Consider the following 14,929-nt stretch of genomic DNA (forward strand, 5'->3'; position numbering starts at 1 on the left):
GTCCCAATCCGGGCGGCGAGGCCCCCTCGTCCCTAGAGGCCGCGGCCCTGTTCGTACGCCCTCAACTGCTCGGCGCTGATCATGCTGGTGTCGAAGAGGCTGGTCTCGTCGAGCGCCTGCGGATGGGCCTGGCCCTGCGGGGCGTGCTGGGGCTGCTGGGGCTGGGCGTAGCCCTGCTGTGCGTCGTACGCCTGCTGCCCGCCGTCGTACTGGTAGGCGTACGGGTCGGCGCCCTGCTGCTGGTAGCCGTACGGGTCCTGCCCGCCGTCGTAGGTCTGCTGGTACGCCGCGTACGGGTCGGGCTGCTGCTGCGGCGCGTAGCCGTACGCCGGTTCCTGGGCCGGCATCTCCGGCATCTCCGGCACGGACTGCGCGGGCACCTGGGCCGCCGCGGGCTGCTGCTCGCCGTACCGGGGCTGCGGGGACTGCCCGGCGGCGGCCGGAGCGGGGGCGTCGGAGAGGCCCGCGAGGTCGGCGAGGTAGTCGGCGTCGCTGGAGTGCTGGACGGTGGTCAGGTCGTCGGCGAGGGCGCCGAGGTCGTCGGTGGCGATGCGGCCGTGCAGCTTCTGGCGGCCCCGGCCGACCGCGTCCAGCGTCTTGGCCAGCACGGCCTCGAAGGCGCCGAGCTTGGTGTCGACGTAGGTGTCGGCGTCGCGGCGCAGGGTCTCGGGGTCGTGGCTGCGCTCGGGGGCGTCCTCGTCCTCGTAGCCGTTCTCGTCGAGTCCGGGTCCGGTGCCGAGGAGCTTCTCGCGGCCCCGGCCGACGGAGCCGAGGGTCTTGGTGAGGACGACCTCGAAGTTGGCGAGCTTGGAGTCGACGTAGTCGTCGGCCTCGGCACGGACCTCCTCGGCCTCCTGGCGGGCCTCGGCGAGGATCCGGTCGGCTTCGGCCTGGGAGCGGCGGGCGACCTCGGTGCCGGCGATCAGGGAGCCGCGTTCGGCGTGCGCGCCCTCGATGATCCGGTCGGCCTCCTGGCGGGCCTGGGCGACCATCTGCTCACGGTCGCCGATCAGCTCCTGGGCCTGGGCGAGGGAACCGGGCAGCTCCGCGCGCAGCTCTTCCAGCATCGAGAGCAGTTCGGCGCGGTTGACCACGCACGAGGCCGACATGGGCATGGCGCGGGCGCCGGAGACCATCGCGGTGATCTCGTCGAGCTTGTTCTGCACGTCCACCGTGTGCTCGCCACTCTCTACAGCTGTGTTGGAGACGGACGGGACGACTGTACGACCCCGGGGTGTCCCGGGGACACCGGGTGACGGGTTGTCAGTCTCCGTGGGCTGTGCGGCGGTGCGGTCAGCGGTTGCTCAGGCGCTCCGTGAGGGCTTCGAGGACCAGCGGCGGCACCAGGTGGGAGATGTCCCCGCCCCAGGTCGCGACCTCCTTGACCAGGGAGGACGACATGAAGCTGTAGGTGGGGTTGGTGGGGACGAAGAGGGTCTCCACCCCGGAGAGGCCGTTGTTCATCTGGGCCATCTGCAGCTCGTAGTCGAAGTCGCTGACGGCGCGCAGGCCCTTGACGATGGCCGGGATCTCGCGCTGCTTGCAGAAGTCGACGAGCAGGCCGTGGAAGGACTCCACACGGACGTTGCCGTACTCGGCGGTGACCCGGCGGATGAGGTCGATCCGTTCCTCGATCTCGAACAGGCTCTTCTTGGACCGGTTGATCATCACCGCGACGTAGACCTCGTCGTAGAGGCTGGAGGCACGGGCGATGATGTCGAGGTGTCCGTTGTGGATCGGGTCGAATGACCCGGGACAGACGGCACGGCGCACTTGAGTTCCCTCGCTCTCCGGTCCGGTCATCGTGCGTCTTCGCACGTAGAGGCGGCGCGACCGTACCAAAACGTTCCCTCGCCGTAGCGACGGGCCCGGATCGCTTCGAAACCGTCCGGCCAGCGGAATTCGCCGCCTCTGGTGCTGCGCTCCACGGTGACGAGCGCTTCCGTCGCGAGCCACCCCTCCGTGCGGAGTGTGAGCAGGATCTCCCGAAGATCGTCGTCGGAGACGGCGTAGGGCGGGTCCAGGAAGACCACGTCGTACGGCTCCGCCGGGGCCGGGGTACGGATGATCTGTTCCGCTTTGCCCGCCCTGACGTCGGCGCCGGGCAGGCCGATGCTCTTGACGTTCTCCCGGACCGTGCGGGCGGCGCGGGAGTCGGCCTCCACGAGCAGGACGTGCCCGGCGCCGCGGGAGAGCGCCTCCAGGCCGACGGCGCCGGAACCCGCGTACAGGTCGAGCACCCGCTCGCCGTCCAGCGGGCCGCCGAGCAGGGACTGCCAGGTGGAGAACAGGCCCTCGCGCGCACGGTCGGAGGTGGGGCGGGTGCCGGTCCCCGGCGGGACGGCCAGGCGGCGCCCGCCGGCCTTGCCGGCGATCACGCGGGTCATGTCTGGGTCCTTGTCGGTGTGCTCGGGTGGGCGGACGGTGTCCGTTGCCAGTCTCTCAGCCCTTCTCCAGGTACTGCTCCCGCTCGTCGTCCAGCAGTGCCTCCAGGGCCGTGCGCAGCCCGGGCAGGCCGGTCAGCTCCGGGTCGGCGGCGACGACGGCGGCCGCCTCCTGTCTCGCCTCGGCGATGATCTCCTCGTCCTCGATGACGGCGAGGACGCGCAGGGAGGTGCGGGCGCCGGACTGGGCCTGGCCGAGGACGTCGCCCTCGCGGCGCTGTTCGAGGTCGATGCGGGAGAGCTCGAAGCCGTCGCGGGTGCTCGCGACCGCGTTCAGCCGCTGCCGGGCCGCGCTCGCCTCGGGCATCTCGCTGACCAGCAGGCACAGGCCGGGGGCGGAACCACGGCCGACACGACCGCGCAGCTGGTGGAGCTGGGAGACGCCGAAGCGGTCGGCGTCCATGATCACCATCGCGGTGGCGTTGGGCACGTTGACGCCGACCTCGATGACGGTGGTGGCGACCAGGACGTCGGCCTCCCCGGCGGCGAAGCGGCGCATGACCGCGTCCTTGTCGTCGGGCTGCATCCTGCCGTGCAGGACCTCCACCTTGAGCCCCTGGAGCGGGCCCTTGGCGAGGCCCTCGGCGACGTCGAGGACGGCGAGCGGGGGGCGCTTGTCGGCGTCGCCCTCCGGGGGCTGCTTGGACTGCTTGGCGCCCTTCCTGGGGTCGTCGTCCTCGTCGCCGATGCGGGGGCAGACGACGTACGCCTGGTGGCCGTTCGACACCTCCTCGCGGACCCGTTCCCAGGCGCGGGCGAGGAAGTGGGGTTTGTCCGCGGCCGGGACGACGTGGCTGGCGATCGGGGACCGGCCGGCCGGCAGCTGGTCGAGGACGGAGGTCTCCAGGTCGCCGAAGACGGTCATGGCGACGGTGCGCGGGATGGGCGTGGCGGTCATGACGAGCAGGTGCGGGGGCTGCTTGCCCTTGCCGCGCAGGGCGTCGCGCTGCTCCACGCCGAAGCGGTGCTGCTCGTCGACGACGACCAGGCCGAGGTCGTGGAACTGGACCTTGTCCTCGATCAGCGCGTGTGTGCCGATGACGATGCCCGCCTCACCGGTGGCCAGGTCGAGCAGGGCGTGGCGGCGGGCGGCGGCGCCCATGGAGCCGGTGAGCAGCACCACCTTGGTGGCGTGCTCGGCGCCGCCCAGCATCCCTCCCTCGGCCAGCTCGCCCATCATCTCGACGACCGACCGGTGGTGCTGCTGGGCGAGCACCTCGGTGGGCGCCAGCATCACGGCCTGCCCGCCGGAGTCGACGACGGCGAGCATGGCGCGCAGGGCGACCAGGGTCTTGCCGCTGCCCACCTCGCCCTGGAGCAGCCGGTGCATGGGGTGGTCGGTGGCGAGGTCGTCGAAGATCTCCCGGGAGACCTTCTGCTGGCCGTCGGTGAGGGTGAAGGGGAGCCGGTCGTCGAAGGCGGTGAGCAGGCCGTCGGGGCTGGGCTTCCTGGGGACGGCGGGGAGCTGGGTCTCGGCGTGGCGGCGGCGGGCGAGGGCGATCTGGAGGACGAAGGCCTCGTCCCACTTCAGGCGGGCGCGGGCGTCCTCGATGTCGGCCTTGGTGTGCGGGCGGTGGATCTTGAGGAGGGCCTCGGGCAGGGAGACCAGGCCCCGGCCCTCGCGCAGCGTGGCGGGGAGCGGGTCGACGGCCTCCTGGGCGCTGGGCAGCACCGTCTGGATCGCCTTGGCGAGCTTCCAGGACTCCAGCTTGGCGGTGGCCGGGTAGAGGGGGATGAGGGCACCCGCCCAGGACTCGACGGTCTCCTCGCCCTCCACGTCGCCGCGCAGCAATTCGTACGCCGGATGGGCCAGTTGCAGTCGGCGGTTGAAAACGGAGACCTTGCCCGCGAACATCGCGCGGGTGCCCGGCAGGAGTTCCTTGTGGGGCTTGTGGACTCCGTGGCCGAAGAAGACCAGTTGGAGTCGGCCGCTGCCGTCCGTGATGGTCACCTCGAGGCGCTGCCCCTTGCCGCGCGGGGCCTTCGACGAGGCGAAGGTGTGCAGCCGGGCGTCGGCGACCTGGGCGACCACGGTGACGTGCTCGTCCATGGGCAGGTCGGCGAGGTGGGTGAGCTGGCCGCGCTCCTCGTATCTGCGGGGATAGTGGTGGAGGAGGTCGCCGACGGTGTGCAGGCCGAGGTGCTCGGCCATCACCTTCGCGGTGGCGGGGCCGAGCACCTTCTTCAGGGGTTCTCGCAGTGCGGGCACGAGATCCATTGCACACCACGCCACTGACAACGGCCGAGGGGAGCGCCGTACCGGCCCGTCCCGCTCCGCCCGGGGCCGGCCCTACTCCACGCCGACCAGCAGCAGCGCGCCCTGCCGGCCGCCCCGGTAGACCACCGTGTCGACGGCGAGGTAGGCGTCGCGGACGCGGGCCTCCAGCCGGTCGGCGACGGCCTGCGGGGCCTCGTCGCCGAGGACGAGGGTGACCAGCTCGCCGCCGGCCGACAGCATGCGGTCCAGGACGGTGGCGGCGACCTCCGAGACGTCGGCGCCGATCACGGCCACGTCTCCGTCGATGAGGCCGAGCACGTCCCCGGCCTGGCAGATGCCCGCCGTGGTCCAGGACTGGCGTTCGGCGACGGTGACCTCGGCGTGGCGGGTGGCGCCGGCCGCCGAGGTCATCGCCACCACGTCCTCGTCGAAGCGCCGCTCGGGCTCGTGCACGGCGAGCGCGGCGATGCCCTGGACCGCGGAACGGGTCGGGATGAGGGCGACGCGGATGCCCTCGGTACGGGCCTGCTCGGCCGCCGCGGCGGCGGTGTGGCGCAGCTCGGCGTCGTTGGGCAGCAGGACCACCTCGCGCGCGTGCGCCCGCCGGACCGCCTGGACCAGCTCGCCGCTCGCGGGCGGCTCCCCGGGGCGCGCGAGCACGGTGGTCGCGCCGGCCTCCGTGCACAGCTCGGCCAGCCCCTCCCCCGGCACGACGGCCACCACGGCGCGCTGGGTCCGTTCCCGGGGCGGGCGCTCGGTCCCGGTGGTGTGCGCGTCGCCGTGCCCGAAGTGGGTGATGCGGATCCGGTACGGCCGTCCGGCCTCGACGCCCGCCTCGACGGCGGCGCCCGCGTCGTCGACGTGCACGTGGACGTTCCACAGGCCGTCGCCGCCGACCACGACGAGCGAGTCCCCGAGGGCGTCGAGCCGCTGCCGCAGCCGGGCCACGGCCGCGTCCTCGGCCTCCAGGAGGTAGATCACCTCGAAGGCGGGACCGCTCTCGTCGCCCTCCGTGGCGCACTCCCCCGCCGCGGGGCCCTCGCCGCCGTGCTCCACGCGCGCGTGCGGCACGGCGACCGGCCCCGGCGCCCGGCCCGTGAACGTCTCCACCAGGGCCGCGAGGACCGTCACCAGGCCGTGGCCGCCCGCGTCGACCACTCCGGCGCGCTCCAGGACGGGCAGCTGGCCCGGAGTGGCGACGAGCGCCGCGCGGGCACCCTCGTAGGCGGCGCGGGCCACCTCGGCGCAGCCGCCCCCGGCTTCTTCGGCCGCGTCGGCGGCGGCCGAGGCCACGGTCAGGACGGTGCCCTCGACCGGGTGGGCCACGGCCTGCCGGGCGGACGCGGCGGCGTGCCGCAGGGCCAGCCGCAGTCCGGCACCCTCGGTGTGGCCGGAGTCACCCCGCACGGCGAGCACCTGGGCCATGCCGCGCAGCAGTTGGGCGAGGATCGTGCCGGAGTTGCCCCGCGCGCCGATCAGCGCGCCGTGTGCCATGGCACCCACGGCGTCGGCCAGCGAGGGCCCGCCGTCCGCCTTCAGTGCACCCTCGTCCGCGCTCAGGACGTCCTCGCCCACGTCCCGGGCACCCTCGCCCGCGTCCCGGACCGCCCCCTCCACCTCGTGGGCCGCGAAGACGGCCTCCACCGCGGCGCAGGCCGACTCGACGGTCAGGTAGAGGTTGGTCCCGGTGTCCCCGTCGGCGACGGGATAGACGTTGATCGCGTCGATCTCCTCGCGCGCCCGCCCCAGCGCGCGCAGCGACAGACCGCACCAGGTGCGCACCGCCAGAGCGTCGAAGAACCTCTGCGGCACCTGCGCCACCTGCGCCTCCCTGGAGTGCGGACGTGGCTGGCAGCGTAGACCTTGGGCCGCCGGCCCACCGGAAGAGGGCCGGGACGGCCCTCTGAGCTGCCGTGGTAGTTTCGTTGTACGGGAGCAGCCGTTGTATGCTGCTCCGGTTGCCCGATCCCGATCGGGCCATCCCCCTGGCACCGCCACTCAGATCCCGGCCCGTTCGCGAGTCCGAGAGCTTGATCCCGGCATGCCGGGATCAACCGTAAGTGCATCTGAAGTCTTTGGAGTGACCCGTGGCTGCCAACTGCGACGTCTGTGGCAAGGGGCCGGGCTTCGGCAACAACATCTCGCACTCGCACCGCCGTACGTCCCGTCGCTGGAACCCGAACATCCAGCGTGTGCGTACCGTGGTGGGCGGGACGCCGAAGCGCGTGAACGCTTGCACCTCGTGCATCAAGGCCGGCAAGGTCTCGCGCTGACGCGTCTCAGCTGAGCGCGCGGCCACTGCCTGGTCCGCTGTAGGGAGCCGGTCCACCTCGTGTGGACCGGCTTTTTGCCGTGCCCCGGCAGCCACGGGCATCGAGCACGGCCACGGGCATCGAGCTCAGGGAGTGTCCGCTCCGAGCGCCCAGCCGTGGTCCACCGGGCCGATGCCGTCGCCCAGCGCGAAGCCTGCCGCGATCGCACCGGTGACGTAGTCCTTGGCCGCCCTCACCGCCTCCGGCACCGACTGCCCCTTCGCCAGTCCGCAGGCCACCGCGGAGGCGAGGGTGCAGCCCGTGCCGTGCGTGTGGCGGTTGTCGAGGCGGGGGGCGCGCAGCCAGTGTTCCTCGGAGCCGTCGGTGAGCAGGTCGACGGCGTCACCGGCCAGGTGGCCGCCCTTGATCAGGGCCCAGCGCGGGCCGTACTCCAGCACGGCGGCCGCCGCCCGGCGCAGGTCGGTGTCGGACTCGACGCGTACGCCGGTGAGGTGGGCGACCTCGTCGAGGTTGGGGGTGGCGACGGTGGCGACCGGGAGGAGCCTGGTGCGCACCGATTCCAGTGCGGAGGCCGCGAGCAGCGCGTCCCCGTGCTTGGAGACGCCGACCGGGTCCACGACGGCGGGGGCGTCGGTGCCGGCGAGCAAGTCGGCGACGGTCTCCACCAGTTCGGCGGAGGAGAGCATCCCGGTCTTGACCGCCTGGACGCCGATGTCGTCCACGACGCTGCGGTACTGGGCCCGCACCGCGTCCACGGGCAGCTCCCAGGCGCCCTGGACGCCGCGGGAGTTCTGGGCGGTGACCGCGGTGAGGACGCTCATGCCGTGGGTGCCGAGGGCGAGCATCGTCTTGAGGTCGGCCTGGATCCCGGCGCCGCCGCCGGAGTCGGAGCCGGCCACGGTGAGGACCAGCGGCGGCCTCACGACTCCACGTCCCCGGCGAAGTGGTCCCAGCCGCCCTTGGTGGTCCAGGGGGCGCCGTCGACCGTCACCTGGGGCAGTGCGGAGGGGTTGAGGACCTCGCCGATGACCTTCCAGCGTGCGGGCAGCTTCACGTCCGGCGGGAAGGTCGCCACGATGGCGTGGTCCTCGCCGCCGGTGAGCACCCACTGCATGGGGTCGACGCCGACGGCCTGCCCGATGTCGTTCATCTGGGACGGGATGTCGATCTGCCCGGAGCGGATGTCGATGCGGACCTTGCTGGCCTCCGCGATGTGCCCCAGGTCGGCGATCAGGCCGTCGCTCACGTCGCACATGGCGGTGGCGCCGAGCCCCGCGGCGGCCGGACCGGCGTGGTACGGCGGCTCGGGGCGGCGGTGGGCCTCGACGAAGGCGCGCGGCGAGCGGAAGCCGCGGGAGAGGACGGCGAACCCGGCGGCGGACCAGCCCAGCCAGCCGGTCACCGCGACGAGGTCGCCGGGCTGGGCGCCGGCCCGGGTGACGGGCTCCTGATTGCGCAGGTCGCCGAGGGCGGTGATGGAGACGGTGATGGTGTCGCCGCCCACCACGTCGCCGCCGACTACGGAGGCGCCCGCGACCTGGCACTCGTCGCGCAGCCCGTCCATCAGCTCGGTCGGCCAGGTCACCGGCAGTTCGGCGGGCACGACCAGGCCGAGCAGCAGCGCGGTCGGCACGGCCCCCATGGCGGCGATGTCGGCCAGGTTCTGCGCGGCCGCCTTGCGGCCCACGTCGTACGCGGTGGACCAGTCCCGGCGGAAGTGCCGCCCCTCGACGAGGATGTCGGTGCTGGCCACCACCCTGCGGTCGGGCGCGGCGACCACCGCGGCGTCGTCGCCGGGTCCGACCCGGACCGCGGGGGTGGTGGTGAGACGGGAGGTGAGCTCCCTGATGAGCCCGAACTCCCCCAGCTCACCAACAGTGCCCTTCATCGCCTTGGCTCCCCTTCTGTCCCAGTCCCTGTCCGTGCCCGTGTCCGTGCCCGGTCGCGCGTCATCTCTGTCCTCGTTACGGTCGGAATGACCGTCGCCACGGTCGGCGTGATCGTCAACTCGTGTCCTACCGGCACCCCGACGCGCGAGGCCCGCGGCCCGAGGGTCTCCCCTCGGAGAGCGGCTACGCGATACCGTGGCGTTCCTTTTCCCCACATGATCCTCGTGGCCGCTCTGGAGGTTCCGTGGTACAGGCGTACATCCTGATCCAGACGGAGGTCGGCAAGGCGTCGACCGTCGCCGAGACGATCAGCAAACTCCCTGGTGTGATCCAGGCCGAGGACGTGACAGGACCCTACGACGTCATCGTCCGCGCCCAGTCCGACACCGTCGACGAACTGGGTCGCATGGTGGTCGCCAAGGTCCAGCAGGTGGACGGCATCACCCGCACTCTGACCTGTCCGGTCGTCCATCTCTAGCCCCTGCCCCCTCACCGCCGCTCGGTCCCGTCCTGTTGATCGCCGCCCCGTGCTGTTCCTCAGCAGACGACGGCAAGCAGACGACGGTTCCCGGACCGGACAGGAAACCCGCTGATCATACTGCGAGAAGGCGACCCCCGAGGGAGTCGCCTTCTGCGTGGTCACGGCGCGAAACGCGTCAGCGCAGTCCCGTGGACCGCCGCAGCGCCGCCTGGACCAGCCGGTCCACCAGCTCCGGGTAGCTCACGCCGCTCGCCTGCCACATCTGCGGGTACATGGAGATCGGCGTGAAGCCGGGCATGGTGTTGATCTCGTTGATGACGAACTCGTCGTCCTCGGTGAGGAAGAAGTCCGCCCGCACCAGCCCCTCGCAGGAGGCCGCGTCGAAGGCCGCCACGGCCAGGCGCCGGACCTCGGCGGTCTCCTCGGCCGTCAGCGGGGCCGGCACGATGCCGGGCGTGGAGTCGATGTACTTGGCCTCGAAGTCGTAGTACGCGTGCTCCGAGGGCGGCGGGATCTCGGCCGGGACGGAGGCCCGGGGGCCGTCCTCGAACTCCAGCACCCCGCACTCGATCTCCCGGCCCCGAAGCGCCGCCTCGACCAGGATCTTCGGGTCGTGGCGCCGGGCCTCCTCGATCGCCTCGTCGAGGCCGGAGAGGTCGTCGACCTTGGTGATGCCGATGGAGGAGCCCGCGCGGGCGGGCTTCACGAACAGCGGCCAGCCGTGCTCGCCGGCGAAGTCGACGATCTTCTTGCGGGCGCCGGAGCGGTCCTGCTCCCACTCGCGGGGCCGGATCACCGCGTACGGGCCGACCTTCAGCCCGTAGGAGGTGAAGACCGCCTTCATGTACTCCTTGTCCTGGCCGACGGCGGAGGCGAGGACGCCCGCGCCGACGTACGGCACGCCGGACAGCTCCAGCAGGCCCTGGAGGGTGCCGTCCTCGCCGTAGGGGCCGTGCAGCACGGGGAAGACGACGTCGACCTCGCCGAGCGCCTTGGGCACCGAGCCCGGTTCGCTGTAGACGACCTCGCGGTTGGCGGGGTCGACGGGCAGCAGCACGCCGCCCTCGGTCGACTCGGCCAGTTCCTCGACGTCGGGCGTACGGCGTTCGGTGATCGCCATGCGTTCCGGTTCGTCGGCGGTGAGGGCCCAGCGGCCGTCGCGGGTGATGCCGATCGGCAGAACGTCGTAGCGCGTCCGGTCGATGGCCGCGAGGACGGCGCCGGCGGTGACCACGGAGATCCCGTGTTCGGAGCTGCGCCCGCCGAACACGACGGCCACCCGCGGCTTGCGGGGCGGCTGCTGAGGGCTCTGCTCAGGGTTCTGGGGGAGGTTCTCGGTGCTCATATCGCGTCGAGAGTACCCGCCCGCGGTGCCGTGAGTCAGCGTCTGCGGGGCCGCGTGGCGCCCGGTTTCCACCGGGCGCCGGGCGGTGTCGCTCAGCGTCGTTCGGGCTTCGCGCTGCGCGACATCAGTTCCTTCACGGCGACCATCGGGGACTTGCCCTCGTGCACGATGGCGACGACCGTCTCGGTGATCGGCATGTCGACGCCGTGCCGGCGGGCCAGGTCCAGCACCGACTCGCAGGACTTGACGCCCTCGGCGGTCTGCTTGGTGACCGCGATGGTCTCCTCCAGGGTCATGCCCTTGCCGAGGTTGGTGCCGAAGGTGTGGTTGCGGGACAGCGGGGAGGAGCAGGTCGCCACCAGGTCGCCGAGTCCGGCCAGTCCGGAGAAGGTCAGCGGGTCGGCACCGAGGGCGACTCCGAGGCGGGTGGTCTCGGCGAGGCCCCGGGTGATGAGGGAGCCCTTGGCGTTGTCGCCCAGGCCCATGCCGTCCGCGATGCCGACGGCGAGCCCGATCACGTTCTTCACGGCGCCGCCCAGTTCGCAGCCGACGACGTCGGTGTTGGTGTAAGGGCGGAAGTACGGCGTGTGGCAGGCGGTCTGGAGGCGCTGAGCGACGGACTCGTCGGGGCAGGCGACCACGGCGGCGGCCGGCATGCGGGCGGCGATCTCGCGGGCCAGGTTGGGGCCGGTGACCACGGCGATGCGCTCGGGGCCGACCTCGGCGACGTCCCCGATGACCTCGCTCATCCGCATCGCGGAGCCGAGTTCGACGCCCTTCATGAGCGAGACCAGGACGGTGCCGGGCGCCAGCAGGGGCGTCCAGTCGGCGAGTCCGGCGCGCAGCGTCTGGGAGGGGACGGCGAGGACGGTGAAGTCGGCGTCCCGCGCGGCCTCGGCGGCGTCGGTGGTGGCCCGCAGGTTCTCGGGGAGCTCCACGCCGGGCAGGTAGTCCGGGTTGGTGCGGGTGGAGTTGACGGCGTCGGCGAGTGCGGCGCGGCGTCCCCACAGAGTGACGTCGCAGCCCGCGTCGGCGAGGACCGTGCCGAAGGCGGTGCCCCAGGATCCGGTGCCGAAGACGGCCGCCTTGACCGGCTTGCTCACGTGCTCTGCCCTTCTGCCTGCGGTCCTTGCGTCCTCGGCGGCGTCGGCTGCGACTTCGCCTGCCGCGTCCGGCGTCGCTGTTCGATCCGCTCGCGGCGCGGGTCGTAGGGGGTTTCGGGTGCCTTCTCGCCGCGGATCTCCTCCAGCTGGCGGGTGACGGCGGCCATGATGACCTCGGTGGCCTCCTTCAGCACCTCCGTGGTCATCTCCTGGTCGTAGAACCGCGACAGGTCGACCGGCGGGCCGGCGAGCACCTGATGGGTCTTGCGCGGCAGGAGGTTCGGCTTCTTCGTGTACGGCGGCAGCAGTTCGTTGCAGCCCCACTGGGCGACCGGGATCACCGGGCACTTGGTCTGGAGGGCGACGCGCGCGGCACCGGTCTTGGCGGTCATGGGCCAGCCGTCCGGGTCGCGGGTGAGAGTGCCCTCGGGGTAGAACGCCACGCACTCGCCGCGCTGCACGGCGTCGATCGCGGCGCGGAAGGCGCTCAGCGCGTCCGTGCTCTCGCGGTAGACGGGGATCTGCCCGGTCCCGCGCATCGCGGCGCCGACGAAGCCCTTCTTGAAAAGACCGCTCTTCGCCAGGAATCGCGGGACCCGTCCGGTGTTGTACTGGTAGTGCGCGTACGCGAAGGGGTCGACGTGCGAATTGTGGTTCACGGCGGTGATAAATCCACCCTCGGCCGGAATGTTCTCCATTCCCCGCCAGTCCCGCTTGATCAGAACCACCAGCGGCGGTTTGCAGATCACCGCGGCCAAGCGGTACCAGAAGCCGATTCTGCGGCGGGGCACGCTGACACCTTTCCTCCAGGGCCTGGGGCCGGACAAGTGTCGCCCCGGGCCGCCCGTCTGTCGAGAACACCGTACGCCCCGAAGAGTGAACCGCCAGGTCTCGCAGGTGACAATGACGGCGACGAGAGAAGGACGGAACGCTCGTGCAGTGGACCTTGGTCGTACCCGTGAAGACCCTCGCCCGGGCCAAGAGCAGGCTGTCGGACACCGCCGGCGACGGGGTGCGGCCGGGGCTCGCGCTGGCGTTCGCACAGGACACCGTGGCAGCCGCGCTGGCCTGCCCGGCGGTCGGCGATGTGGCAGTCGTCACGGACGACGCGCGGGCCGGACGGGAGCTGGCGGCGCTCGGCGCGGGCGTCGTCGCGGACGAACCCGGCGGCGGCCTGAACGCCGCGCTGGCGCACGGGGCGGCCGTGGTACGGGCGGGCCGGCCGGAAATCCCGGTGGCCGCGCTCAACGCCGACCTTCCCGCGCTGCGGCCGGCGGAATTGGCGCGGGTGCTGGCGGCGGCCGCGCAATTCCCGCGCTCTTTTCTCCCGGACGCGGCCGGAATCGGCACCACCTTGCTGGCCGTGGCCCCGGGCCGGGAATTGGCCCCCGCATTCGGTACGGATTCCCGGGCCCGCCACCGGGCGTCCGGCGCGGTGGAACTGTGCCCCGGCGGCGTGGATTCCGTACGGCAGGACGTCGACACCGGCGGTGATCTCCGCTCCGCGCTGGCGCTCGGCGTGGGGCCCCGAACGGCCGCGGTGGCGGCGCGGTTGCTGATCGCCGGGCAGTAGGCTGCGCGCATGCAGGCGACCGCGTACACGTACGACCCCGAGAGCCGCAGCGGGCAGGTGCTGCTCGACGACGGCACGCCCGTGCCCTTCGACGCGGCGGCGTTCGACGCGGGGGGCCTCAGGCTGCTGCGCCCCGGACAGCGGGTGCGGATCGAGACGGAGGCCGAAGGCGGGACCGAGGGCACGGGACCCCGGATCACCCTGGTGACGTTGCAGACGTTCTGATCCGCCGGGCCGTCGCCCCACCCCTGACACGCCCCACCCCTGACACGCCGCGGGCCGGACTCCGAGAGGGAGTCCGGCCCGGCGCGTGAGTGCCCTGTGCCCGTTCGCCTGCTGCTGCTCGTTACCGCCTGCTACTTCTTGCGGGCGGTGGCCTTCTTGGCGGTGGTCTTGCGGGCCGTCGACTTCTTGGCCGGGGCCTTCTTGGCGGTCGCCTTCTTCGCGGGGGCCTTCTTGGCGGCGGACTTCTTCGCGGCCGCCGTGGTGCTCTTGGCGGCGGACTTCTTGGCGGTGGTCTTCTTCGCCGTCGTCTTCGCGGCCCCGGTGGTCTTCTTCGCGGTCGTCTTCTTCGCCGCCGCGGACGTCTTCTTGGCGGCACCCGTGGTCTTCTTCGCCGCACCCGTGGCCTTCTTGGCGGCGGCCTTCTTGCCCGCGGCCTTGGAGATGGTGGGCGGCGGGCCGGACAGGCTGCCCTTGGGGGCCTTCTTGACCGCGATGTCGTTCTTCGGGAGCTTCTTCGAGCCGCTCACCAGGTCCTTGAAGCCCTGGCCCGCGCGGAAGCGCGGCACGGAGGTCTTCTTGACCCGAACCCGCTCGCCCGTCTGGGGGTTGCGGGCGTAGCGGGCGGGGCGGTCGACCTTCTCGAAGGAGCCGAAGCCGGTGACCGAGACCCGGTCACCCGCGACGACGGCACGGACGAGGGCGTCCAGGACCGCGTCGACGGCGTCGGCGGCCTGCTGCCGGCCTCCCAGCTTGTCGGCAATCGCTTCTACGAGCTGCGCCTTGTTCACGTCTTCCCCTTCGGAGACCTCGCCAGAACGAAAGTGTTCAAGCTTTTTCGCACGTTAGGCAGATATATACCGCAAATCAAACACGAAACGGGCTAATCACCCTTGTGCCGCAACGGACTCGGGCTGTGCGGCCGGTTCAGCCTTCCTCTTCGGGGAATCGACCCGCGTCGAGGTCGGCGATGAACCGGTCCAGGCGCCCTGCCGCACCGGTGAGATCGTGTTTGGCCGCGGCCGTAATGACCAGCAGCTTCCGGGTCAGCGCCATCCGTACGCCCTCCGGGACTTGCAGTGCGCGCACTCTTGTGTGCGCTTCCTTGAGCCGGACCGCGACCGCCGTATAGAGCTCGAGTTGGCCGTCGTGTTCCATGCACAGATTGTGCCATCTGGGGCGAGTTGTCGCCTGCGCAGGGGGCAACTGCCGCCTCGAACGGCCTTCCTGGCACTGGCGGAAACCGGTCCTCGACGTCGCGAGTACCCCGGCAACAACGCCTCTAACGTGGGACGTTGTGCGTCACGCCGAGGACAGGCGGCCCCGGGCGGAGCCGAAAACAGCCGTACCCCCGATCGGGCTGATCGGGGGTACGGCGGGG

At 72.1% G+C, this 14,929-nt stretch carries 16 protein-coding genes; 4 read left to right on the forward strand and 12 right to left on the reverse strand.

From position 1 onward, the window contains the following. Positions 1-32: 32 nt before the first annotated feature. From OHA99_RS10305 to OHA99_RS10325, 5 genes are all read right to left on the reverse strand, one after another. Positions 33-1,172, reverse strand: coding sequence for a cell division initiation protein (locus tag OHA99_RS10305; protein ID WP_153177767.1), 1,140 nt, complete (start codon positions 1,170-1,172; stop codon positions 33-35). Between the two features lie 121 nt (positions 1,173-1,293). Then, positions 1,294-1,773, reverse strand: a complete 480-nt coding sequence (gene coaD, locus OHA99_RS10310) for a pantetheine-phosphate adenylyltransferase (protein ID WP_042825260.1) — start codon at positions 1,771-1,773, stop codon at positions 1,294-1,296. Between the two features lie 26 nt (positions 1,774-1,799). After that, positions 1,800-2,387: a 16S rRNA (guanine(966)-N(2))-methyltransferase RsmD gene (rsmD, locus tag OHA99_RS10315; RefSeq protein ID WP_153177768.1), complete on the reverse strand. Its 588-nt coding sequence runs from the start codon at positions 2,385-2,387 to the stop codon at positions 1,800-1,802. Positions 2,388-2,442: 55 nt separating this feature from the next. After that, positions 2,443-4,662 carry an ATP-dependent DNA helicase RecG gene (recG, locus tag OHA99_RS10320; RefSeq protein WP_153177769.1) on the reverse strand — a complete coding sequence of 740 codons (2,220 nt, stop codon included), beginning with the start codon at positions 4,660-4,662 and terminating at the stop codon, positions 2,443-2,445. A 72-nt stretch (positions 4,663-4,734) separates the two neighbouring features. Further along, positions 4,735-6,483, reverse strand: a complete 1,749-nt coding sequence (locus tag OHA99_RS10325; protein WP_153177770.1) for a DAK2 domain-containing protein — start codon at positions 6,481-6,483, stop codon at positions 4,735-4,737. A gap of 266 nt (positions 6,484-6,749) precedes the next feature. Between OHA99_RS10325 and rpmB the strand changes: the two genes are divergently transcribed. Further along, positions 6,750-6,935, forward strand: coding sequence for a 50S ribosomal protein L28 (gene rpmB / locus OHA99_RS10330; RefSeq protein WP_003993230.1), 186 nt, complete (start codon positions 6,750-6,752; stop codon positions 6,933-6,935). A gap of 125 nt (positions 6,936-7,060) precedes the next feature. Here rpmB and thiD read toward each other — a convergent pair whose 3' ends face one another. Together thiD and OHA99_RS10340 are read right to left on the reverse strand one after the other, a co-directional pair. Beyond that, complete coding sequence (gene thiD / locus OHA99_RS10335; protein ID WP_153177771.1) at positions 7,061-7,858, reverse strand: bifunctional hydroxymethylpyrimidine kinase/phosphomethylpyrimidine kinase; 798 nt, start codon at positions 7,856-7,858, stop codon at positions 7,061-7,063. After that, complete coding sequence (locus OHA99_RS10340; RefSeq protein ID WP_153177772.1) at positions 7,855-8,823, reverse strand: thiamine-phosphate kinase; 969 nt, start codon at positions 8,821-8,823, stop codon at positions 7,855-7,857. Before OHA99_RS10340 ends, thiD begins: the two co-directional genes overlap by 4 nt. 245 nt (positions 8,824-9,068) lie before the next feature. Between OHA99_RS10340 and OHA99_RS10345 the strand changes: the two genes are divergently transcribed. Next, positions 9,069-9,302 carry an Lrp/AsnC family transcriptional regulator gene (locus tag OHA99_RS10345; protein ID WP_003973433.1) on the forward strand — a complete coding sequence of 78 codons (234 nt, stop codon included), beginning with the start codon at positions 9,069-9,071 and terminating at the stop codon, positions 9,300-9,302. Positions 9,303-9,480: 178 nt separating this feature from the next. Here OHA99_RS10345 and OHA99_RS10350 read toward each other — a convergent pair whose 3' ends face one another. The 3 genes from OHA99_RS10350 to OHA99_RS10360 form a co-directional block, all read right to left on the reverse strand. Continuing rightward, positions 9,481-10,650 (reverse strand): D-alanine--D-alanine ligase family protein, encoded by a 1,170-nt coding sequence (locus OHA99_RS10350; protein WP_153177773.1) that lies wholly within the window; start codon positions 10,648-10,650, stop codon positions 9,481-9,483. Between the two features lie 92 nt (positions 10,651-10,742). After that, positions 10,743-11,753, reverse strand: a complete 1,011-nt coding sequence (locus OHA99_RS10355) for an NAD(P)H-dependent glycerol-3-phosphate dehydrogenase (RefSeq protein WP_153177774.1) — start codon at positions 11,751-11,753, stop codon at positions 10,743-10,745. Then, positions 11,750-12,544, reverse strand: coding sequence for a 1-acyl-sn-glycerol-3-phosphate acyltransferase (locus OHA99_RS10360; RefSeq protein ID WP_153177775.1), 795 nt, complete (start codon positions 12,542-12,544; stop codon positions 11,750-11,752). Before OHA99_RS10360 ends, OHA99_RS10355 begins: the two co-directional genes overlap by 4 nt. Before the next feature lie 143 nt (positions 12,545-12,687). On the opposite strand from OHA99_RS10360, the gene cofC reads away from it, so the two are divergent. Then, complete coding sequence (cofC, locus tag OHA99_RS10365; protein ID WP_153177776.1) at positions 12,688-13,326, forward strand: 2-phospho-L-lactate guanylyltransferase; 639 nt, start codon at positions 12,688-12,690, stop codon at positions 13,324-13,326. A gap of 9 nt (positions 13,327-13,335) precedes the next feature. Beyond that, positions 13,336-13,551 carry a hypothetical protein gene (locus OHA99_RS10370; protein WP_153177777.1) on the forward strand — a complete coding sequence of 72 codons (216 nt, stop codon included), beginning with the start codon at positions 13,336-13,338 and terminating at the stop codon, positions 13,549-13,551. A 131-nt stretch (positions 13,552-13,682) separates the two neighbouring features. Here OHA99_RS10370 and OHA99_RS10375 read toward each other — a convergent pair whose 3' ends face one another. Continuing rightward, positions 13,683-14,339 (reverse strand): HU family DNA-binding protein, encoded by a 657-nt coding sequence (locus OHA99_RS10375; protein WP_054100823.1) that lies wholly within the window; start codon positions 14,337-14,339, stop codon positions 13,683-13,685. 136 nt (positions 14,340-14,475) lie between these two features. Beyond that, entirely contained in the window at positions 14,476-14,706 is a 231-nt protein-coding gene (locus OHA99_RS10380) for a hypothetical protein (protein WP_007444881.1), read from the reverse strand. Between the last annotated feature and the right edge of the window lie 223 nt (positions 14,707-14,929).

The organism is Streptomyces coelicoflavus, assembly GCF_045041415.1.
Taxonomy (GTDB): Bacteria; Actinomycetota; Actinomycetes; order Streptomycetales; family Streptomycetaceae; genus Streptomyces; species Streptomyces coelicoflavus.

Bases quoted from the DNA above. Each gene is read 5' to 3' on its own strand.
- rsmD (WP_153177768.1), bottom strand. From the start codon at position 2,387: ATGACCCGCGTGATCGCCGGCAAGGCCGGCGGGCGCCGCCTGGCCGTC.
- recG (WP_153177769.1), bottom strand. From the start codon at position 4,662: ATGGATCTCGTGCCCGCACTGCGAGAACCCCTGAAGAAGGTGCTCGGC.
- OHA99_RS10340 (WP_153177772.1), bottom strand. From the start codon at position 8,823: ATGAAGGGCACTGTTGGTGAGCTGGGGGAGTTCGGGCTCATCAGGGAG.
- OHA99_RS10350 (WP_153177773.1), bottom strand. From the start codon at position 10,650: ATGAGCACCGAGAACCTCCCCCAGAACCCTGAGCAGAGCCCTCAGCAG.
- OHA99_RS10370 (WP_153177777.1), top strand. From the start codon at position 13,336: ATGCAGGCGACCGCGTACACGTACGACCCCGAGAGCCGCAGCGGGCAG.
- OHA99_RS10380 (WP_007444881.1), bottom strand. From the start codon at position 14,706: ATGGAACACGACGGCCAACTCGAGCTCTATACGGCGGTCGCGGTCCGG.